The sequence below is a fragment of the Staphylococcus sp. SUC_1.2 genome (genome assembly GCF_026222585.1).
Map to the genome: position 1 here is coordinate 1 of NZ_JANJPM010000035.1, position 20,582 is coordinate 20,582.

21 protein-coding genes and 1 pseudogene are annotated in these 20,582 nt (G+C 30.4%); 7 read left to right on the forward strand and 15 right to left on the reverse strand.

Annotated elements, in window-relative coordinates:
- Positions 1-314 precede the first annotated feature (314 nt).
- From NR218_RS10750 to norA, 6 genes are all read right to left on the reverse strand, one after another.
- Positions 315-2,285, reverse strand: a complete 1,971-nt coding sequence (locus NR218_RS10750; protein ID WP_017175968.1) for a PTS fructose transporter subunit IIABC — start codon at positions 2,283-2,285, stop codon at positions 315-317.
- Positions 2,286-2,290: 5 nt separating this feature from the next.
- Positions 2,291-3,211: a 1-phosphofructokinase gene (pfkB, locus tag NR218_RS10755; RefSeq protein ID WP_048761362.1), complete on the reverse strand. Its 921-nt coding sequence runs from the start codon at positions 3,209-3,211 to the stop codon at positions 2,291-2,293.
- 10 nt (positions 3,212-3,221) lie between these two features.
- Positions 3,222-3,968 (reverse strand): DeoR/GlpR family DNA-binding transcription regulator, encoded by a 747-nt coding sequence (locus NR218_RS10760; protein ID WP_048761359.1) that lies wholly within the window; start codon positions 3,966-3,968, stop codon positions 3,222-3,224.
- A gap of 148 nt (positions 3,969-4,116) precedes the next feature.
- Positions 4,117-4,572, reverse strand: coding sequence for a Cys-tRNA(Pro) deacylase (ybaK, locus tag NR218_RS10765; protein ID WP_172457931.1), 456 nt, complete (start codon positions 4,570-4,572; stop codon positions 4,117-4,119).
- Positions 4,573-4,717: 145 nt separating this feature from the next.
- Positions 4,718-5,203 (reverse strand): hypothetical protein, encoded by a 486-nt coding sequence (locus tag NR218_RS10770; RefSeq protein WP_048761354.1) that lies wholly within the window; start codon positions 5,201-5,203, stop codon positions 4,718-4,720.
- Positions 5,204-5,370: 167 nt separating this feature from the next.
- Positions 5,371-6,534 (reverse strand): multidrug efflux MFS transporter NorA, encoded by a 1,164-nt coding sequence (gene norA / locus NR218_RS10775; protein ID WP_048761349.1) that lies wholly within the window; start codon positions 6,532-6,534, stop codon positions 5,371-5,373.
- Between the two features lie 364 nt (positions 6,535-6,898).
- On the opposite strand from norA, the gene NR218_RS10780 reads away from it, so the two are divergent.
- A complete protein-coding gene (locus tag NR218_RS10780; RefSeq protein ID WP_048761346.1) occupies positions 6,899-7,516 on the forward strand; it encodes a DUF1361 domain-containing protein in 618 nt (205 codons plus the stop codon).
- Between the two features lie 129 nt (positions 7,517-7,645).
- Here NR218_RS10780 and NR218_RS10785 read toward each other — a convergent pair whose 3' ends face one another.
- From NR218_RS10785 to NR218_RS10795, 3 genes are all read right to left on the reverse strand, one after another.
- Positions 7,646-9,019, reverse strand: coding sequence for a cryptochrome/photolyase family protein (locus tag NR218_RS10785; protein ID WP_048761343.1), 1,374 nt, complete (start codon positions 9,017-9,019; stop codon positions 7,646-7,648).
- Positions 9,020-9,160: 141 nt separating this feature from the next.
- Positions 9,161-9,460 (reverse strand): hypothetical protein, encoded by a 300-nt coding sequence (locus NR218_RS10790; protein ID WP_019834917.1) that lies wholly within the window; start codon positions 9,458-9,460, stop codon positions 9,161-9,163.
- 122 nt (positions 9,461-9,582) lie between these two features.
- Positions 9,583-10,506: a CobW family GTP-binding protein gene (locus tag NR218_RS10795; protein WP_048761341.1), complete on the reverse strand. Its 924-nt coding sequence runs from the start codon at positions 10,504-10,506 to the stop codon at positions 9,583-9,585.
- A 222-nt stretch (positions 10,507-10,728) separates the two neighbouring features.
- Between NR218_RS10795 and NR218_RS10800 the strand changes: the two genes are divergently transcribed.
- On the forward strand, positions 10,729-11,166 hold the full coding sequence (locus tag NR218_RS10800; protein ID WP_002449577.1) for a MarR family winged helix-turn-helix transcriptional regulator: 438 nt from the start codon (positions 10,729-10,731) through the stop codon (positions 11,164-11,166).
- Positions 11,167-11,281: 115 nt separating this feature from the next.
- Here NR218_RS10800 and NR218_RS10805 read toward each other — a convergent pair whose 3' ends face one another.
- Both NR218_RS10805 and NR218_RS10810 read right to left on the reverse strand, forming a co-directional pair.
- Positions 11,282-12,949: an amino acid ABC transporter ATP-binding/permease protein gene (locus tag NR218_RS10805; protein WP_048761338.1), complete on the reverse strand. Its 1,668-nt coding sequence runs from the start codon at positions 12,947-12,949 to the stop codon at positions 11,282-11,284.
- Positions 12,933-14,576, reverse strand: coding sequence for an ABC transporter ATP-binding protein/permease (locus NR218_RS10810; protein ID WP_048761335.1), 1,644 nt, complete (start codon positions 14,574-14,576; stop codon positions 12,933-12,935). The genes NR218_RS10805 and NR218_RS10810 overlap by 17 nt, the downstream gene beginning before the upstream one ends.
- 286 nt (positions 14,577-14,862) lie before the next feature.
- Here NR218_RS10810 and NR218_RS10815 point away from each other — a divergent pair, with 286 nt between their 5' ends.
- The 4 genes and pseudogenes from NR218_RS10815 to NR218_RS10830 all read left to right on the forward strand — a co-directional run bounded on the left by NR218_RS10815 (position 14,863) and on the right by NR218_RS10830 (position 17,374).
- A complete protein-coding gene (locus NR218_RS10815) occupies positions 14,863-15,732 on the forward strand; it encodes an undecaprenyl-diphosphate phosphatase (protein WP_048761332.1) in 870 nt (289 codons plus the stop codon).
- Between the two features lie 141 nt (positions 15,733-15,873).
- A pseudogene (locus NR218_RS10820) lies at positions 15,874-16,326 on the forward strand (hypothetical protein); the annotation flags it as partial.
- A gap of 23 nt (positions 16,327-16,349) precedes the next feature.
- Positions 16,350-16,811 (forward strand): YaiI/YqxD family protein, encoded by a 462-nt coding sequence (locus NR218_RS10825; RefSeq protein WP_048761329.1) that lies wholly within the window; start codon positions 16,350-16,352, stop codon positions 16,809-16,811.
- Positions 16,808-17,374 (forward strand): TIGR00730 family Rossman fold protein, encoded by a 567-nt coding sequence (locus NR218_RS10830; protein WP_017175980.1) that lies wholly within the window; start codon positions 16,808-16,810, stop codon positions 17,372-17,374. The genes NR218_RS10825 and NR218_RS10830 overlap by 4 nt, the downstream gene beginning before the upstream one ends.
- Positions 17,375-17,602: 228 nt before the next feature.
- Here the strand turns inward: NR218_RS10830 and NR218_RS10835 are convergent, their stop codons facing one another.
- From NR218_RS10835 to NR218_RS10850, 4 genes are all read right to left on the reverse strand, one after another.
- Entirely contained in the window at positions 17,603-18,148 is a 546-nt protein-coding gene (locus NR218_RS10835; protein ID WP_048761326.1) for a GNAT family N-acetyltransferase, read from the reverse strand.
- 100 nt (positions 18,149-18,248) lie between these two features.
- Entirely contained in the window at positions 18,249-18,545 is a 297-nt protein-coding gene (locus tag NR218_RS10840; RefSeq protein ID WP_048761323.1) for a hypothetical protein, read from the reverse strand.
- Positions 18,546-18,699: 154 nt separating this feature from the next.
- Positions 18,700-19,077: an SA0632 family lipoprotein gene (locus NR218_RS10845; RefSeq protein ID WP_048761320.1), complete on the reverse strand. Its 378-nt coding sequence runs from the start codon at positions 19,075-19,077 to the stop codon at positions 18,700-18,702.
- A gap of 67 nt (positions 19,078-19,144) precedes the next feature.
- A complete protein-coding gene (locus tag NR218_RS10850; protein ID WP_048761316.1) occupies positions 19,145-19,597 on the reverse strand; it encodes a GNAT family N-acetyltransferase in 453 nt (150 codons plus the stop codon).
- A gap of 122 nt (positions 19,598-19,719) precedes the next feature.
- On the opposite strand from NR218_RS10850, the gene NR218_RS10855 reads away from it, so the two are divergent.
- Complete coding sequence (locus tag NR218_RS10855; RefSeq protein ID WP_048761313.1) at positions 19,720-20,409, forward strand: DUF1129 family protein; 690 nt, start codon at positions 19,720-19,722, stop codon at positions 20,407-20,409.
- Positions 20,410-20,582 lie beyond the last annotated feature (173 nt).

The window sequence follows — 20,582 nt, forward strand, 5'->3', positions numbered from 1 at the left end:
TTGGGTTTCTCAGGAAACCCTTTTTGCTGAGGCCCCAACCCCAGCTTTCGTTGAACGTTGGGTTTCCCAGGAAACCCTTTTTGCTGAGGCCCCAACCCCAGCTTTCGTTGAACGTTGGGTTTCCTAGAAAACCCTTTTTGCTGGCACTCCACCCCAAATTTCTTTGAACATTGCTTTTTTACAAAGATTTCGATGCTAGTACTCCTTGAAATAATCTTGATACTACACGTTTTCAATTCAATGACCAAATATCAATATATAAAAAAATGCCTGAGACAACTCATTATGTCTCAGGCTCATTAAACCAATGTTGATTATTCATCCATAGATTCTGAAGCTTTAATTTCTTGTTCTGTTAATTTTGGTTTCAGTAAACCATAAAGTACTGCTGAAACAAGTGTACCTATAATTAAAGCAATGATAGTTTGGATGATATGACTAAAGTCTGTTGCTGCTATAACGATGATACCACCATGTGGTGCATTAATTCTTGAACCAAGTCCTAATGCAATCGCTCCAGCAACACCTGAACCGACCATCATTGATGGAATCACACGTAATGGGTCAGCAGCTGCAAAAGGTATAGCACCTTCTGTAATAAATGATAGACCCATAACATAGTTAGGTACGATTGAGCCACGTTGCTCTTTTGTAAATTTACGTTTAAAGATAAACATTGCTGTGGCAATTGCCAATGGTGGAATCATACCACCAACCATTGCTGCTGTTATTGGTGCAGCATTACCTTCAGTTAAAGCTGCTGTCGCAAATACATAGGCCGCTTTATTGAATGGACCTCCCATATCAATTGCCATCATAGCTCCAATAACTAGTCCTAATAGCATAATGTTAGAACCAGATAAACTATTTAAACCATTTAATAATAGATTGTTTAACCATGCTGCAGGTGGATTAAATACATAAATCATTAATAATCCAGTAATCGTCACACTTAATAGTGGATAAATTAATGTTGGTTTTAAACCTTCAACTGCTTGAGGTAAATTACGAGTAATATATTTGATACCTTGTGTTAAATAACCCGCTAAGAAACCAGCAATAATACCACCGATAAATCCAGAGCCACCAGAAATTGCTAACATACCGCCAACTAGGCCAGCTGCAAAACCTGGTTTATCTGCAATACTACGAGAAATGAAACCAGCTAAGATTGGAATAATTAATGCAAAGGCACTCTTATTACCAATATTCCACAATTGTTCTGCAAACGCATTATGTTCAGGGCTTTTTGGATCAAATGAGTTGGCACCAAATAAGAATACAATCGCCATTAAGATACCACCAGCAATAACAAGTGGTAACATATTAGAAACACCATTCATTAAGTGTTTATAAAATGCTTTACCTGGACTTAATTTTTCATCATTACTATCTTTATCTGTATTTTTTTGTCCACCATGTGCTTTAAATGGTTTTCTACTTGTATCAAGTGCTGTATTAATTAACTCTTCAGGACGTTTAATTCCGTCTGCTACTGGAACCTCAACTACATTTTTACCATCGAAACGATCTGTTTCTACATGAACATCGGCAGCTACAATAATCCCAGTTGCACGTTCAATATCTTGTTGAGTTAAATGGTTTTTAATACCACTTGAACCATTTGTTTCAACTTTTATTTTCACTCCCATTTTTTCTGCTTGTTTTTTCAAAGCATCACGGGCCATATACGTATGTGCAATACCTGTTGGACACGCTGTTACAGCTAAAACGTAAGGTTCGTTAGCATTATCATTCGCTGATGCGCCAGTTGTTGCTTGTGCTTCATCCTCTTGTTCTTGAGCTTCTTTTTCTTCTTCTTTAGTTGCTTCATCATCAGCATCATCAATAATACGAAGTATTTCTTCTTTCGAATTAGCCTGTAATAGATTTTCTCTTACTGTATCGTCCATTAAAATGCCTGACAATTTAGCTAATGCATCTAAATGTGTTTGTGCGCCACCCTCTGGTGCTGCAATCATAAAGAATAAATGCGCAGGTTGACCATCTAAACTTTGATAGTCCACACCTTCTTTTGATTTACCAAAAGCAATCGCAGGTGATGTCACTGCTGCTACTTTAGCATGTGGAATGGCTATTCCTTCACCAATTCCCGTTGTGCTTTGTGACTCACGATTATGAATCGCTTCCTTAAATTGAGCTATATCACTTAATTTACCAGCTGAATCTAATTGATTAACCAATTCATCAATGACGCCATTTTTATCACTAGCTGATAAATCCATAGCAATTGTTTCTTTAGTAAGTAATTCTGTTATTCTCATCTCTATCACTCCCCATCAAGTACAGAAATTGTAACTTGTGACTTGATTTTTTCTATATCTTCTTTTAATGCTAAGTCATCATTAAATGCTGTAGCCGTACCTGAAGCTACTGCTTGGCGAAATGCTTCTTCAAGTGATAGTCCCGACTCAAGACCCGCTACCATACCTGCAACTGTACTGTCACCAGATCCTACTGTATTTACAACTTCACCTTTAGGATTTTGGGCTTTAATACTTCTTGTCTCATCAACATATATGGCACCATCTCCACCTAAAGAAATAATGACAGATTGAGCTCCATTTTTTACTATTTCTCTACCATACTTAACGACATCTTGATCAGATTTAATTGTGACATCAAACATTTCTTCTAATTCATCTTTATTCGGTTTAATAAATAAAGGATGATATTCTAACACTGTATTAACTAAATCTCTTTCAGCATCCACTACTAATTTTGCACCTGTTTCTTGAGTGATTTTTGCAATTTGAGCATAAGCATCACTCGGAATACTTTTTGGAACACTTCCTGCTACAATGACAGTGTCCTCTTTAGAAGTATGTCTAATCTGATTTAATAATGCTTCAAACTGCTCAGACGTCACATTCGGACCAGGTGCATTAATTTCAGTTTCATCGCCAGATTTTAATTTAACATTAATACGAGTATCTTCATTTACTTTAATAAACTCCGTATTAATATCGCTTTGTTCCAAAATACTAGAAATAAATTCCCCAGGAAAACCTCCAGCAAATCCTAATGCCGTAGACGAAACATCTAAGGTTTTCAACACGCGAGAAACATTAATACCTTTTCCTCCAGCAAATTTGTATGTTTCTCTAGCTCTATTAAGCCCTTTTAGCTCAAATCCATCAGTAAACATGATGTAATCAATAGATGGATTAAATGTCACTGTATATATCATAATTAACCTCCTAAAAATGGTATTTCTCTTTGTATTCGTTGTAGCGATTATGATGACGTAATTGCTCAGATACGATGTACTCAACATGGCAAGATTTGGTTGAGACATGCGCAAAATATATTTCATCTAATTTTGAATGGTCTAATAAAACATAAGATGTGGTTGCTTGATGTATGGCTCTTTCTTTAATTAATGCTTCTTTTTCATCCGGTGTGGTTAATCCATGATTCAAATCTAAGCCATTCATACCTATGAAAGCTTTATCAAAACAATAACGTCTTAAAACTTCAAGGGCACTTGCTCCGACTGTAGCAAAAGTGGTAGCTTTTACTTCTCCACCAATCATCAAGGTTTTAATACCTCGATGAAGTAATCTTTCAACGTGAGACAATCCGTTTGTAACCACTACGATATCTTGTGCTTTTATAAATGGAATCATCTCAATTGTAGAAGAACCTGCATCCATAAAAATACAATCATTATCTTCAATGAGCAAAGCTGCCTTTCTTCCAATTTCTCTTTTTTCTTTTAGATTTGTAGACAGTTTTTCAGATAAAATGGGTTCTTGATTTCTATGACTATTAAGTGTCGCACCACCATGAACACGTTGAAGACGTCCAAGTTGTTGTAACTTCGATAAATCTCTTCTTATAGTTGAAGCACTACAACCTGTTCGTTCAATTAACTCTTGGAGTGATAAAAAATCTTTTTTCTTAAGTTCTTGTAAAATTAAACTTTGTCGTTTTTCAGAAATCATCTTTGACACTCCTTTACAACTTTTATTATAGTGTTCACGCTTACATATTTCAATCAAAAATTATCAAAAACGTTCAAAAACGTTCAAAAAAACCGAAAAATTAACAGAGTGTTCACAATGTATATCATTGCTCACTCTGCTAATACATTTAATGTTGAGTAATACGTGCTGTTTGTGCCTGTGTAACTGCAATTAAATCATTAGGTTCGAGTATAATTTGCATACCTCGTTGACCACCACTCACATTGATTTTGTCTCGTGATAAAGCTGACTCATCAATAATCGTTGGAAAAGAATGTTTCATTCCTATTGGAGAACACCCTCCTCTTATATAGCCAGTAACTTTTTTTAAATCATCCATCGGCATCAAATTAAGCTTCTTTTCACCTATGACATGTGCCGCTTCTTTTAAATCTAATGTTTCACTGACTGGTATAACACATACAAAATGATCATGATTAGCATTTTCTAACACTAATGTTTTATAAACGTCTTTCACATTTGCATGCACTAATTCCGCAATTGTTTCTCCATCTAAATGTTCTTCACCTATTTCAAATGTATTTACTGAATAATTAATCTTGGCTCTATCAAGCATTCTCATTGCATTAGTTTTCTTATGTTTCAATGTAACACCTCATTTATCTTCTTTATATATCCAATTTTACTACTCTTTTTGACAAATAAAAAATAGAGTAAGATAGAAATCTTTAGATTTCACTTTCCTACTCTAACCTTACTTTACATTTTTATTTAACATCATTTACAGAAATGATCTCAACTTTACCCATTTTATTAATTGTTATATCTTCAGCTTTTTTGTTTTTTGGATACGCTTCAAAAGTGATGGCTTGATTAGTTTCATTCAAACGCTCTAACTTTACAGGCTCTTTATAATTTTGTTGCATATAATTTTCAGCTATCGTTTTACATTCCTCTGTTGAATATAAATATTTTTCTTGAGCTTTCTCATTTAACCTATAGTTAACGTTTTGATTTTGACGAATGTCTGCTTTGCGTTGCGTTTGATTTTTCTCAGAAGCTTCGGCGGTGTGATTGCTGTTTATATTTAATATATTTTCAGTTTCGACAATACTTCCAACTTTTGAAAAAGTAGAAATTGTTTGATGTACCTTAGCTAAGGCATTTTGATTCGTTGCGATAAATAATAGAAATGCCAAACAAATTGATAAAATGATAGCTACCACACTTAACAATATATTTTTTAAATTCATCTCCTTACCCACACTTCTCTTTGAATTTTTTTATATCTTAACATACAAATATAGATAAAATAATTCAATAGAAGGCAATTTAAAATAATTGTAATCTTTGTAACAGTTATATTACCTAACGACTTTTTGTTGTTACATTTCTATTATATAAAATATATAAAACTTATTTAGTCACATCCGCTACGATTTAACTTTAAATTTTTCTCTATGAAAATAATTACTACCCCAAATAACATTACAATAATAGACATATATAAAGGAAATTCAATATTAACATCAAATAATGAACCTGCTACCAATGGGCCTACAAAATTACCCATACTTGTAAATGTAGAATTAAGTCCTCCAGCAAAACCTTGTCGATTACCCGCTATATTTGAATAATAATTAGTTAGCGCTGGTCGAATTAAATCAAATCCAATAAAGACAATAAAACTAATTAACATAATTGACCAGTAACTATGAGCGATTATAAGACTAAATATAACAATGACAGAATATAATAATGCCCAAGTAATAAATGTAAGTTCAGTGGTATATCTCATAAATTTATCAAAAAAGAAAATTTGGAATACTGCTCCTGCAACACCACCACCTACAATAGCAATAGAAATATCGCCAGGTGCGTAGTTTGCTTTCGCTGAAGTATATAGAGAAAATAACGTCTCAAAAGAAGACAAACCAAAAGCAAGTACAAACGTTAAGATAATTGGAGTAATAAAAACACCCCATTGAATTTTAGAAAGTTCTTTAGTTTCAAAATGAATATGATGACTTTCCACTGTATTTTGTGGTTGGCGAATCAATATTACAGATATAACAAACGCCATAACACCTAATGCACCTGCAAAATAAAATGGAAGACGATGTGATACTTCTGCTAAAAAACCACCAATTCCTGGTCCTAAAATAAAACCAGAGTTAATAATTGCAGACATATAACCAAAATTTTTCGCTTTATCTTTAGCTTTAGAAATATCTGCAATCATTCCTGTTACACCAGGCATTACCATCCCTGCACTAAAACCTCCAAGTATTCTTGATACTATTAGAAGTATAAAAGAATGACTCATAGCAAATAAGAACTCAGAGATCGTAAAAAATACCAATCCTAAACAAATAATTAATTTTTTACCCAATTTATCAGCTAAACTTCCTCCAAAAGGAGAAATAATCATCTGGGACAATGAGAAAATGGCTACTAAAATTCCTAAATCGCTTCCTTTTAATCCTAAATCTTTCAAATATACTGGAAGAACAGGAATAACAAGGCCAATTCCAACGAATATTAAAAATATATTAAAATATAATGTAAATAATTGTTTTTTCATGAAGACCACCTCTCTTTTATCTATAATTAAATACTCTTAATGCAATTCATCTAATTCATATTCTGAGAAAAGTTAAAAATTCTAAATTTTTCATTTAGATACTATTATATATTACTTTTTATTTTAAAATATACCATCTTACTTACTTAATAGTTATTCAAAGTATTTTAAATTTATGTTAATGATACATATGACATCACGTTATTTAAAATTATTGAGATTCTTTTCTTACAGATTACACATCAGTTTTACAATTATTATGACTTCTCTAACTTTAAATATTCTACCTTCTTTTTTCTTGATTCCTTCGACTTTAACCTTTACTATAATAATTCAACTAAATCGTTAGAAAGTAGTGCATATTATGACTTCACGTTATATTGCAAGAATCTATTTTATTATTCTTTTTGTAATATCTTTATTTGAAACGCGTGTATTTAACTTTGTAAGCTTAAATTTATTTTTAGCTTACATTCCACTTGAATTATGTTTTTTATTAGATTTATTTAAACCTAGAAAAAAGTTTGAATGGCCTATATTTATTATTTTTGCTCTTATTTTTATTTTATTAGTACCCAATACATTTTATATGGTTACTGATCTTATTCATCTTAATCAGTTTACATTTGATTTTTACGTTCAACTTAATTTAATAGAATGGTTATACTTTACTTTCTTACTGTTAAGTGTATTTTTTGCGATTTATTGCATGGCTCTCATATTTGTTCATTTATCTCATTTCACTTCAAAGCTATGGTTAAATCGATGTTTATTAATAACACTTATGTTTTTAAATGGTTTAGGAATATTTATGGGTAGATTTTTGAGATTTCATACTGTTCATTTAATTACCCATCCCTTTACTATTATCACAGAAGTCATTAGTGCCTTAAATGGTAGTAGTTTAATATTTATTTCATTAATGATGCTACTTCAATTTGTCATTTTATTATTCATTAAAGGGATAAGAATGGCACATTGATATATTTCTATTTAATACAGTCTATTCATGTATAAAAATTTTATAAGACGTTTAGTTATGTATTTAAATAAGCTAGGGGTGGAAACATGAACTCAATGTGAACTCTGTTCCCTTCTCCTAGCTCTTTTTTTATATATTTTTAAATATTGTCATCACATGTTCGCGCGCAACTTTATGATCTACAATTGGTTTAGGATAATCTTTACCTAATTGTATCCCTTTGTTTACTAATTGTGTTTGATGTTGAAATGGGTGATGTAATAATTTTGCAGGCACATTATCGAATATAGGAATATATTTTTTGATATATAAAGCGTCTTTATCAAAACGTTCACTTTGTCTAGTAGGATTAAACATCCTAAAATACGGCACAGCATCTGTCCCTGTTGAAGCTGACCATTGCCAACCATGTACATTTGAAGCTGCATCATAATCGATTAATTTTTTTCTAAAATAATCTTCGCCCCAGGTCCAATCAATAAACAAATCTTTAGTTAAAAATTGAGAGACTACCATCCGCATGCGATTATGCATAAATCCTGTCTCATTTAATTCATTCATAGCAGCATCAATAATAGGAAAACCAGTTTTACCTTCACACCAGCGATTAAACTCTTCTTTGTTATACGACCATTGTATAGTACGATATTTTTCATTAAATGCTTCATGTGCAATATGAGGGTATTGGGCCATAAGAACATAATAAAACTCACGAAACATTACTTCTCTAATAAAACTTTCGTAATTATTTTCATTTTCCTCATATCGTTCTAATAAATCTGTAATAATTTGTTTAATATCTATCAGACCATATGCTAGAGCAATACTCAATTGACTAGTGAGTACTTCTGGAAGATACTCTCTATCCTTTTTATAGTTTTGAATACTATGATTTAAATAATCCTGCCAATTGTTTAACGCTTGATCTTCTGATTGTCCATCATGATGATAATCATTAGTTATAGTTTGTTGTGATTGGCTACATTTATTAGCGATATCACTTAAATGATATTGATACGAAGAATGCTGTCTAAGTTTTGAACGGTGTGCTTTATAAAAACTTGTAAATACTTTATATGGTTGTCCTTGCTGATTCATAGTGTTACTTGGCTTAAAATAATGATTAACGTTAATAGTTATTACAGGTATATCGTGCTTTTTAAACGCTTGTTTTAAGTGTCGAATATCATATCTTTCTTGATGATAACTCATGATATCGCCCGCCATAACTATTTCTTTAATATCATGTTCAGTACAAAACATACCTAGTTCACTGTAATTGATGACATATGGCTCTATATGATGTTCTTTCAACTTATATAAAAATTTTTCTAAAGTGCCATAATAATAGTTTGCTTTTTTATCTGTACCTTTCTCTTCAAATGTTTCCTTAGGAATTATAAGATAACATTTATCAATGTCATCTTTTTGTTGATTAATATATTCGAATAATGGATTATTATTTATTCTAAATACTCTATTGAGAATGACGCCAATATTCATACTTTCACTCCTAGCCTGGGGATTTGTTAATAATTTAACTACCCTCTTTATCTTAAAATTAAAAGGAGTGACTACAGAATTCAATACAAATTCTAAAGTAACTCCTTTTAATTGATTTATATGATGTGATTCATACTTTTATTAACCAAATATTTCTCTATTAAGTCCAAAAACGTATAATAAAGTAAAGAAAGTTGCTGCACTTAAAATAGTTAAAATTAGCGTTAATATGAGTGTACGTTTGTACTTATTAATAAATGCGATAAATAATATTCCTAAATTATAAGCAAAGAACAATCCAAATAGTGTCATTGTGATTTTTATATTTGTAAAAAAGATATTTAACAATAGAATAATAATTGCAAAAATTAAATACGGGATTGTAATCCACTTAAACTCAAAGCGAATTTGTTTAGTACGTTTATCTTCATTATGATTCATTAATATATCCTCCTTATTCTATTATAAATGATATATTTTTTTATTCTCATGACAAGACTGTGACATATTTATTAGAAATTTAGAATACTCATAACCACTCACATAAAAATTAAGGAGTCATTTTAAGTAAATTGAATCATTTCTAATTGGTTTTTCAAACGTGTTGTATCAAGCATTTCACCAATAATAACAATCGTTAATGGAACTTCTCTATCAGTTATTCCATAAGTAGGTAATCCCATTGAAAATTGGAATTCGTATATTGCATCCAACTGATCTTTAAATTTTACAAATCCTTTTAATCTGAATACTTCATCTGGCAAACGCATTATAAATTGGTAAAATAATTGTCGATCAATAGGAGTGCTAAACGTATATTTCATAGATTGTACATTATGATGGTGAACATGAACATGCCTATTAATATCAGCAGATTTATTTTTCACTACTACGTCATCTAATTTACTATATGTAGTCACGTAAATCGTTGCTTTATTATTAATAGAAACCAATTGTTTTTTTATATTTTCTAATTCTACTTGTGTCACTAAATCCATTTTATTAAGAATAATTACATCACTATATTTAATTTGCTCTTCCATTAACTCATTCGTCTCTGCCGTATATTTCATTCTATTATTAAATCTTAACGCATCAACAAGCCCTATAATTTCAGGAATTTCCACGTCATTAACTATCGTTGGATCTTGACACGCTGCAAAGACTTCTAAAGGATGTGCAATTCCAGTCGATTCAATAAGAATGTGTTGACTTTCACCTGCTTTAATCAATGATTGTAACTGTAATACTAAATCATTATTTAAGTCACAACATACACATCCATTGATTAGTGATTTTACAGTAATATCTTCTTCGATAAGTAAACTATCAACGTCAAAAGAACCGAATTCATTCATAATAATTGTTATTTTCTCATCTTTTTTGAATAATTGGTGTATATAATTATTCAAAAATGTAGTTTTACCACTTCCTAAAAAGCCATTAATAATTGTAATAGATATTTTTTTATTTTTATTATTTATCATTTTAAAAACTCATTGCTATATATAATGTATTTGAAATTAATATTATAAAAATGTACGTTAGATTACACTTGATTAAAATATCGTTTTCTTCTAAAATTTAAGCATACTTTAATTTTAGCATGGCATTGAAATGAAGTGTGTAATAATTTATATTTTACACAACATAGACGAACTTTAATCCGAAATAAAGAGAAACGGATAAATGTCTGGAGGAGAACTTTAATGTCTGAACAACACAATTTAAAAGAGCAACTTTGTTTTAGTTTGTACAATGCACAAAGACAAGTAAATCGCTACTATTCAAATAAAGTCTTTAAAAAGTACAATCTTACCTACCCACAATTCTTAGTTTTAAGCATTTTATGGGAAGAATCCCCTGTAAATGTTAAGAAAGTAGTCACTGAATTAGCTTTAGATACAGGTACAGTATCACCCTTACTAAAAAGAATGGAAAACGTTGATTTAATTAAACGGGAACGTTCTGAAATTGACCAACGTGAAGTATTTATTCATCTTACTGAAAAAAGTGAAAATATTAAACCCGAACTAAGTGATGCATCTCAAAAAGTTGCCATCGCTTCTTCTTTGAGTAACGATGAAGTCCATGAACTTAATCGTCTATTAGGTAAAATTATTACTGCTTTTACCGAAAACAAATAATGTGACATGCTAGTACTAAACTAATTAAAGTTATTCATTTCAAAATGTAATTTATATATTTATCAATAGTGAAAAACCTGAGATCATTCTTTAAAGCTATCTCAGGTTTTTTATTTTATAATGTATTAATATGAATCATGCGATTTAAATACCCCTTATTTTGACTTAATGATACATAATCTCCGTACTCAACAACCTCACCTTCAACCATTACGATAATGGTATCGAAATATGGAAGTAAGTCTAAATCATGTGTAGCAACAACTAATGTTTCTGCTCGCTTGTTAATTTCTTTCATTACATTGTTCGTATTATCTTCATCAAGCGCTGTAGTTGGCTCATCTAATAGCCAAATGTTAGATGGTTTTAAAAATAAACGTGCTAAAGATAAACGTTGAATTTCACCGCCAGATAAAGAAGTTCCATCTAAAGTCAATTGAGTGTCCAAATTTAAGTAACTTAAATTCAACATATTTAAGACACCGATTAAATTTTCATCTTTTTGATTAGATAATAAATTTTCTCTGACAGTACCATCAAATATTTGTTGAGATTGTAATAACGCATTGATTTCATTATATCTATCGTTTTCATTAATTTGAGTAATAGGTTGACCGTACAACTCAACACTACCTTCTTCTGTTTCATATAAACCACATAGCAGTTGCATTAACGTACTTTTTCCTGAACCAGAAGGTCCAATGATAGCTACTTTTTCACCTTTATGGATGGTTAAATTAATATCGTTTAATACTAGTGTTTCTTGGTTAAAATATTTAAAGTTTAGATTAGAAATACTAAATACAGGTTCTTGTTTTGTCTGTACATTTAACTTAGGTGTAGTTATCGAAGAATTAAACACCTCATTAATATCCGTTAACGCTTGATCTGTATCTGCCTTATAATAAGCAAAATTACTCATTGGAATAGCCTGTTCGAACAAAGTTAAAATCATTAGTATCATACTCGTTACATATATAACATCTAAATATCCATGTTCAATTTGTATCACGCCTAAAGCTAAACTTAAAAAAATCGTTACAATAGAAATGAGATTCAATATATAATCATAAAATGTTAAAAATCGATTTTCTTTAGCTTGTAATCTATCATAGTATTCTAATGACTTAACGACTTTCTTTTTATATGCATCTTGTTGATTAAAAGTAATTAACTCTTGATAACCCGCTTTATAATCATAAAACTCAGCCAACATTTTTTGTTCATGAGTAGTAACTTGTTGTTTAAGTATACGTACACGCTTAGCACTTAACCATGGTATAATCCATAAATAAAATAGCATACTTATGACAATTAATATAGCATGAGCAATACTAAAATAAATTAATGCAACAGCAGCAATTAGCGCAGTTAAACCTATTACAAAAGGGGGATAATATACACGTAAGTATATATTTTGCAGTGACTCCACCTTATTGACCATTCTTGAGATTAAATCGCTCGCTCTAAATTTACGATAAATATTAGGCACTCTTGGAAAAAGTTGCTTTACAAACTGTACTCTTATATCCCTTAACATTGTAAATGTAGTTCGATGGGATAATAATCTTTCAACATATCGCGTAATAGCACGTAAAAATCCAAATAATTTTACAGAAACGACAAGTATCATCAATGCGTAAATAGGCATGCCTAGTGCACTTTGAGTTACCATATATCCACTTAAGAAGAACATTGTAAGTGCTATTAGGCTTCCAGTAATGCTTACTAATATAGCTAAAAATAAATCTTTATCTAAATGAAATTTAATATGTGGTTTCATCTCTATTCACCACCTTATTTAATTGCGTAGAAATTTGATTATCATCTTTAATAAGATGACCTTCTTTTACATATAAACGTCGTGTGGCACGACGTATAGTCGAATTACGATGCGCGATTGTAATTGTAGTAGCATGCTTAAAGTTATGCTCTAATGTTTGTTGAACAACACGTTCAGTTTCAATATCTAAACCTGTAGTAGGCTCGTCAAATATTAGAATACTTGGACGTAGTAATAGTACTCTACACAGTTCTATTCTTCTCATTTGACCTCCAGATAACATTTCCCCACCTTCACCAATTACAGTATGAATTCCTTTATTTAAGCTTAAAATCTTTTCTTTAAGTCCTACTGTTTCTAAAGTTTGTAAAATTTTTTCATCTGAAACCTCATTAAACATTGTAATATTATCTTTAACAGACGCTGAAAAAATATATGGATGTTGGTTTAACATACCTATATCTGTAACTTCAGAATTAAATATAATACGACCTTTTGTAGGTGTTATCATTTGCTTAATCAGATTCGCTAGTGTGGATTTTCCAGCGCCACTTGGACCAACAATTGCAATTTTTTCTCCTCGATTGATTGAAAAAGTTATATCTTTTAATGCATATAGAGTCGTATTAGGGTATTGATAACTTACTTTATCGAAGTAAATTTGATTTTGCTGATTCTGATTTATGGTAGGCGTGTTAATATTTGATTCTTCAATATTATTTAAAAAATCAAAAATAATATCACTTGCGCCCTCACTTTGTTTACCAGTATGGAAGGCTTGACCTAAATCTTTAATTGCATTGTAAAATTCTGGTGCTAAAATAATCGCAATTACAGCAATTTTAAAATTGATATTGTGAAACACGACTAAACTTAACGTCGCTTCTAGTGCAATTAAACCAATACCTAACATACTTATAAACTCAAGCATAAGACCAGATAGAAATGCACTTTTCAAAATTTTCATCGTTAAATCCCTAAAGTGTGTGCTCTCTCTATAAATACGATTTTCCGTCTCCGTTGTTCGTCTAAATAGTCTTAAAGTAATCAAACCTTTAGCTATATTTAAAAAGCGTTGGCTGAATTGATTTAAATACGTCATTTGTTCTTTAGATTCGTCTCGTGTTTTCAAGCCAAAAATAATATAAAACAATGGAATAAATGGTGCAGTAATCGCCATAATAATAGCAGTATTAAGATGTATAAAACACATTACACTAATAATGACGAGTGGTATGAACATAGATTTAAATACTTGCGGCAAGTAATTATTAAAAAAGGGTGTAATTCCATCTATAACTTCAGTTAAAATGTTTGTTTGTACGCCAATTGAAGCTTTAGACTTACTTGTTATTATTTTTTGACGAAGGTCATGTTTAACTTTGTAAGCTAAAATATCCCCTAATCGTTGATTCAACATATTAAACGTTACTCTCAAAATTAATACAATTAAAATAGTAAATAACAATGAATAGATAGATGAAAGCTTGTGGTACAAGATTTGATTCAAAAACTCAGCAATTCCAATATTTTGAATCACTACACATATGGCTAACAATACACTAGTCATTCCCATAAAAATTGGAAATAATTTATATTTAAAGACTAAACTCATTAAATTTTTCAAATTTCTTCACCTAATGCTTTATTATAGAAGCTTGATTACAAATAATCATTTAATTGATTTCAAAGTTAAGTGACAATATTATGTCATTTCTTTGAATTAATCATCTTTCACACAATACAACAAAATCATTTTTTATTTCAAAACAACATGACATTATTGTCATTTACACCGGTAATTATTAGTAAATTATTATTTCAATATGCTATGATAATAAAGTGAATTTTTTTAAATAAAATATTTAGCATAAATAAAAGTTCATTTTTTACATAAAAGAAAGAGGTTACTTATGATAATTATTGAATTTATTAAGGCGTTAATTTTAGGTATTGTAGAAGGTCTTACTGAATTTGCTCCTGTTTCATCTACCGGACATATGATTCTTGTAGATGATATGTGGTTAAAATCGTCTCAATTTTTAGGTTCTCATTCAGCTTTTACTTTTAAAATTGTCATTCAACTAGGTTCTGTTTTTGCTGCTGCATGGGTGTTCCGTGAACGTTACTTCGAAATGTTACATATTGGAAAATACAAACACGTTGCTCATAGTGAGGGAATGCGTTCTAAACCTCGCCGATTGAACTTACTTCATGTATTAGTAGGTATGATTCCAGCTGGAATTTTAGGTGTTCTTTTTGATGACTTTATTGAAGCGCATTTATTTAGTGTACCTACTGTAATGATTGGTTTATTCATTGGCGCTATTTATATGATTATTGCTGATAAATACAGTACTAAAGTAAAACATCCGCAAACAGTCGATCAAATTAATTATTTACAAGCATTTGTCATTGGTATTTCTCAAGCAGTCGCAATGTGGCCTGGTTTCAGTAGATCTGGATCAACAATTTCTACTGGGGTATTAATGAAACTCAATCATAAATCTGCTTCTGATTTCACGTTTATTATGGCAGTCCCAATTATGTTAGCTGCAAGTGCATTATCATTACTTAAAAATTATCAATATATTGATCTTGCGCATGTCCCATTTTATATTATTGGATTCTTAGCAGCATTTATTGTCGGTTTAATCGCTATTAAAACGTTCTTACATTTAATTAATAAAGTGAAGTTAGTACCATTTGCGATTTATCGAATCGTATTAGTTATTTTCATTGCTATTCTTTATTTCGGATTCGGTATTGGTAAAGGAATTTAATGATATCACACTAAAATTCTTTTTGAATTTTAGTGTTTTTTTATAAAAATTTTAAATCACTATTTTAATCTAGTGCAATCGTTTGAATTCCTGTATCATAGGGTAATGAAAGAGAAAGAAAATTTTATGGAGGCAACGAGTATGGACAAAAAACAAGTTATTAAAACAGTAATTAACGTGTTACCGATATTTATCGTACCACTAGTTGTAGAACGTAAAAAAATCAAGTCTCATCCAGATGTTCAAAAAGCTTCGCATGCAACTTCACATGCTACACATACAGTAGCAAATAAGGCATCTGATGTTAAAGATTACTTTGGTGATAAAAAACAAGAGTTCGATAATAAGCGCGAACTCAAAAAAATTGCTAAAGAAAATGACCCTAAATATATTAAGAAAAAAGGGTCAAAATTAGCTAAAAAGAACCATAAACAATCTTCTAAATTAGAGAAAAAGCTTCAAAAAAATATTGATAAACGTCATAAAGAAGAAGAAAAAATTCAAAAACATAATGAAAAACAGCGAATTAAAGAAATGAAGAAATATGATAACTATAATGCCGACAGTATTATTACTCAAGATAAAGTGTTACATTCAGAAAAGGCTACAAATAAATAATGACAACCATATTTGTTGATGGTGATGCTTGTCCAGTCGTTAATGAAATTATTGATTTAACAGCTGAGACAGGCTTTTTTGTTACGATTTTACGGAGCTTTAGTCATTTTTCTCATTCTCATTATCCAAGTCACGTAAATATATTATACGTTGATGATGGACCAGATGCAGTGGATTACAAAATTATACAACTTATAACAACTAGCGATATTGTGATTACTCAAGATTATGGATTAGCTAGTTTGTTACTAAAGAAAGCTAGAATTATAATGCATCATAAAGGATTTATCTATAACGAAAATAATATAGATATATTACTTCAACAGCGTTATAATAATGCACAAATTAGAAAACAAGGTGGACGTCATAAAGGACCCTCCCCTTTTTCAAAAGCAGACCGACAGCATTTTTGTGATGTTTTTCAAACCTTACTTAATCAATTAATGGAGGATACAAAATGAAACGTATAGCAGTATATTGTGGAGCAAGTAAAGGGAATAATCCTATTTATGTTAAAGAAGCATATCAATTAGGAAAATATATGGCTGAACAAGGCTATGAACTCATTTTTGGAGCGGGTTCAGTAGGTATCATGGGCGCTATTCAAGATGGCGTACTAGATTACGGAGGCCGTGCAATTGGAGTGATGCCTAAAATGTTAGATGAACGTGAAATTACAAGTCAAAAAGTAAGTGAGCTCATTCTTGTAGACTCAATGCACGAACGCAAAGAAAAAATGACTGAATTAGCAGATGCTTTTGTGATGGCACCAGGAGGAGCTGGTTCTCTTGAAGAATTTTTCGAAATGTATAGCTGGGCACAAATTGGTATACATCAAAAACCAATCGGCATTTTTAATTTAAATGGATTCTTTAATCCGCTTCAAATTTTGATTGATCATATGATTGAAGAAGGTTTTATCGATAAAAAATATAAAGAGTTAGCACCTTTATATGACACTAAAGAGGCTCTAATTGATGGATTACTTAATTATAAACCTCTTGGTGTTAGAACCTATGATTGATTAATATTATAAAAAAAGATGGGCCAACGAATTCTTTCTGAATTCGTTGGCCCATCCTAGTTTCAGCATCAAATGTAGAGACTTTCGTGTTGAGTGTTTCTATATTTGTGTCTAGGACTAGAAATAAATTTGTTTTTGATCGTCACATTTTTAATGTAGTCCATAACTTTTAATATGCTAAAAGCCTCTAGGGTTTCTATTTATCTTCTAGTATTTATTTATTAATATTTATATGTTTAACTTTTTTTGATATCTTACATGTCTTTTAAGTGGATGATATTTACTTAGGTCAGGTAGTTCAAAATAATCAAATAATGACATCCCAATTTTTTCCATTACTTTTCGAGAGGCCAAATTCCCCTCAGCAGTAAGACTAAATACTTCTTCTATGCCTTTTTCTTTTGCATACTCTAAAACAGCCATAGCACCTTCAGTAGCAATACCATTCCCCCATACTTCAGGGATAAGTCGCCATCCAATTTCATATATAGGTAAATTTTCAAAAGGATATTTACTATCTTTTGGTAAGTAGTTTAACCCTATATATCCTAGCCATGCTCCTGTCTCTTTAAGCTCAACAGCAAACAGCCCAATTCCTTTTTCACTTAAAATATCATCCATTCGTTGCATATCTAATTCTGAACGTCTATAACTTAATAGACTTGGAAAATAGCGTCTTACCTGAGGATTTGCATTCATTTTTTGAAAAGATAATAAATCTTTTTCTTCCCAATCACGCAATCTCAATCTTTCTGTTTCTATATAAACAACCATTTATCCACACTCCATTACCCAAATACAATTATGAAAAAAGTGTGACATGGAGTATATAACCATAACACACTTCGTTTCGTTCATTTTGATTAAAAGATTATTAATTTTTTGAAATATAACTTATTAATTCGATATGTACTGGAATTTCTTTTAACTTATTACGTTGATTTTTTGGTGCTACAAATGTTGCATCGATATAATCATTACGATGATTAAGTTTGAAAGTAGCTACAAATGTATCACTTTCTGATTCAAAATTTGGCAAGTGTGCTATAACACGTTTAATGTCTCCAGTTGAATGAGTTACTGTACGTCCAGTAATATTTTCAATCTCTTTACCTAATTCTGGAAGTGTAAGGTCACGTCCCTCTAGAATTTGAAAATCATGTTCATGCATAGTTATCTCTCCAATACTATAAATTATGTGCTGAATTTTATTATTATATTTTTAAACTTTATTTTCAAATATATGGATATTATATTCAAAATGTATTTAAATACTATTACCCTTCTTATTCTATCGCCAAACCTGAAGCCTTTTAAAATCGATATTAGTTGCTCTCTGTAGACGACCTAGAGCTTGTATTATTACTTGATTGTTCACTATTTGAGTCACTACTTTGTTCTTCAGTACTACTAGAACTTTCATTTGATAAATTCGTTTGATTTGAGTTATCCTTTTTGGATTTTTCAGTTTCTTGTTTAACTGATTCTTTGGCAACAGAACTATCTACTTCTTTTTGTAACTTTTCTCGTTGCGCATTGAGCTTTTCTTTTTGTTTTTCTAGATTATTTTTTTCATTTTTTAAATCTTTATTTTCTTTTTCTAGCTGTTTAATATCATTTTCTAAAGATACTTTTTCTTCACTTTTACCACATGCTGACAATATTAAAGTCGCTAATAGTAAAAGTACAATCCACTTCTTCATATATTTCTCCTTTAAATATATATCAATAACACTTATTTTAACATGAAATGTGGCATGATTCATTTTATTATTTTAAGTCTTTTCGCATTTTAACATGAGTTATATCATATCCTTGTTCACGATTGATATGAATCATTTGTTCATTATTCGCATCCACTGTGCTTTCGATAGAATGCGCATCTTTTTCTATCGCCCATTGTTCTAATGCCAATTTTAAATTAGTAGCTATCCCACTGTTTCGACAATGAGGGTGTGTATATAACATTTCAATTGTTACCACTTTCGTACTCGTTTCAAAATGACCCCAAATGAAAGCAGAAGGTTCTCTAAAATCATGGTTTGACTCAATAACATAAATAATATCTTGGTTCATTTTTAATCTTCTCTCAATCATTTCTTGTCTTAAAGCTATAGAGAGCGTTGTAGCATGATAATTTAATCCACTTTTTTCTAAGTAATATTCATGAATACTTGCAATATTCTCAATTAATTGATAATCAGTAATTGAAAGACTTCTCATTTTATATTCTCCCTATTTATACATTATATTCTTCACATAACTATGATATGATTATTCATATTTAATATGTAATAATCAACTTTTAAAACTTTTAAACATTTTTATTTTTAAGGGGATAATAAATGAAATCGACTGCAACATTAACCCGCGAAAACAACGTGAAATCCATGCGTTTAAATAATACGGATCGAGAAATCTTTGAAAACTATATGACTTATATTAGAGCAGATTTACGTGTAAATCCGCATGATAGTGAACTCATGCTCAATCGTATTTTGAAGGAGTTACTTGCCGCAGAGAATGATGGAACTTTAGCTCTTGAATTTTTCGATCATGACCCAAAAGCACACGCTAAAAAACAACTTAAATCCCTACCAAATGAAACATTTAAAAATATTGTTAAATCTATTTTTAGAAATTTTATCTTTTTAATGGGTATATTCTTTTTCTTTAAGGGGTTTATCGGTTTTTTTGTTCCTGATAATCATAATGAAGTATATTTATATACCTTTCCCATTACGCTCATCATTGGTTTAACTATTATATTTCTCTTTATTTTAGTCATTTTTAAAACTGTTCAATTACAGTGTTTTAATAATTCGCATTGGATTTGGTGGTTTAATTACTGTATTATTGCATTACTAGTAGTAGCACTATTTTATGTATTTTTTATTCCACAGTCATTTTTAGCATATGGACCTAGTATTCAAATTAATAATTGGGCATTTATTATCACTTCTATAATTATTACACCTATTGCTTTTTATATAGAACATCATTTTGTTAATGAAGATTCAAATACTGTGTTATAAAAATATTAAATAAGAGCCTAGAACATTATTCTCAAAAACATAACAACTCTTTGAGCTACATATAAATTAAATAATTATAAAAAAGACCCTTTTCCTATGGCACTGAACCCTTAAAATGGGAACTTAATAAAAACACCATGTTCTAGGCTGCTAATTCTCTGTATTTTACAGGA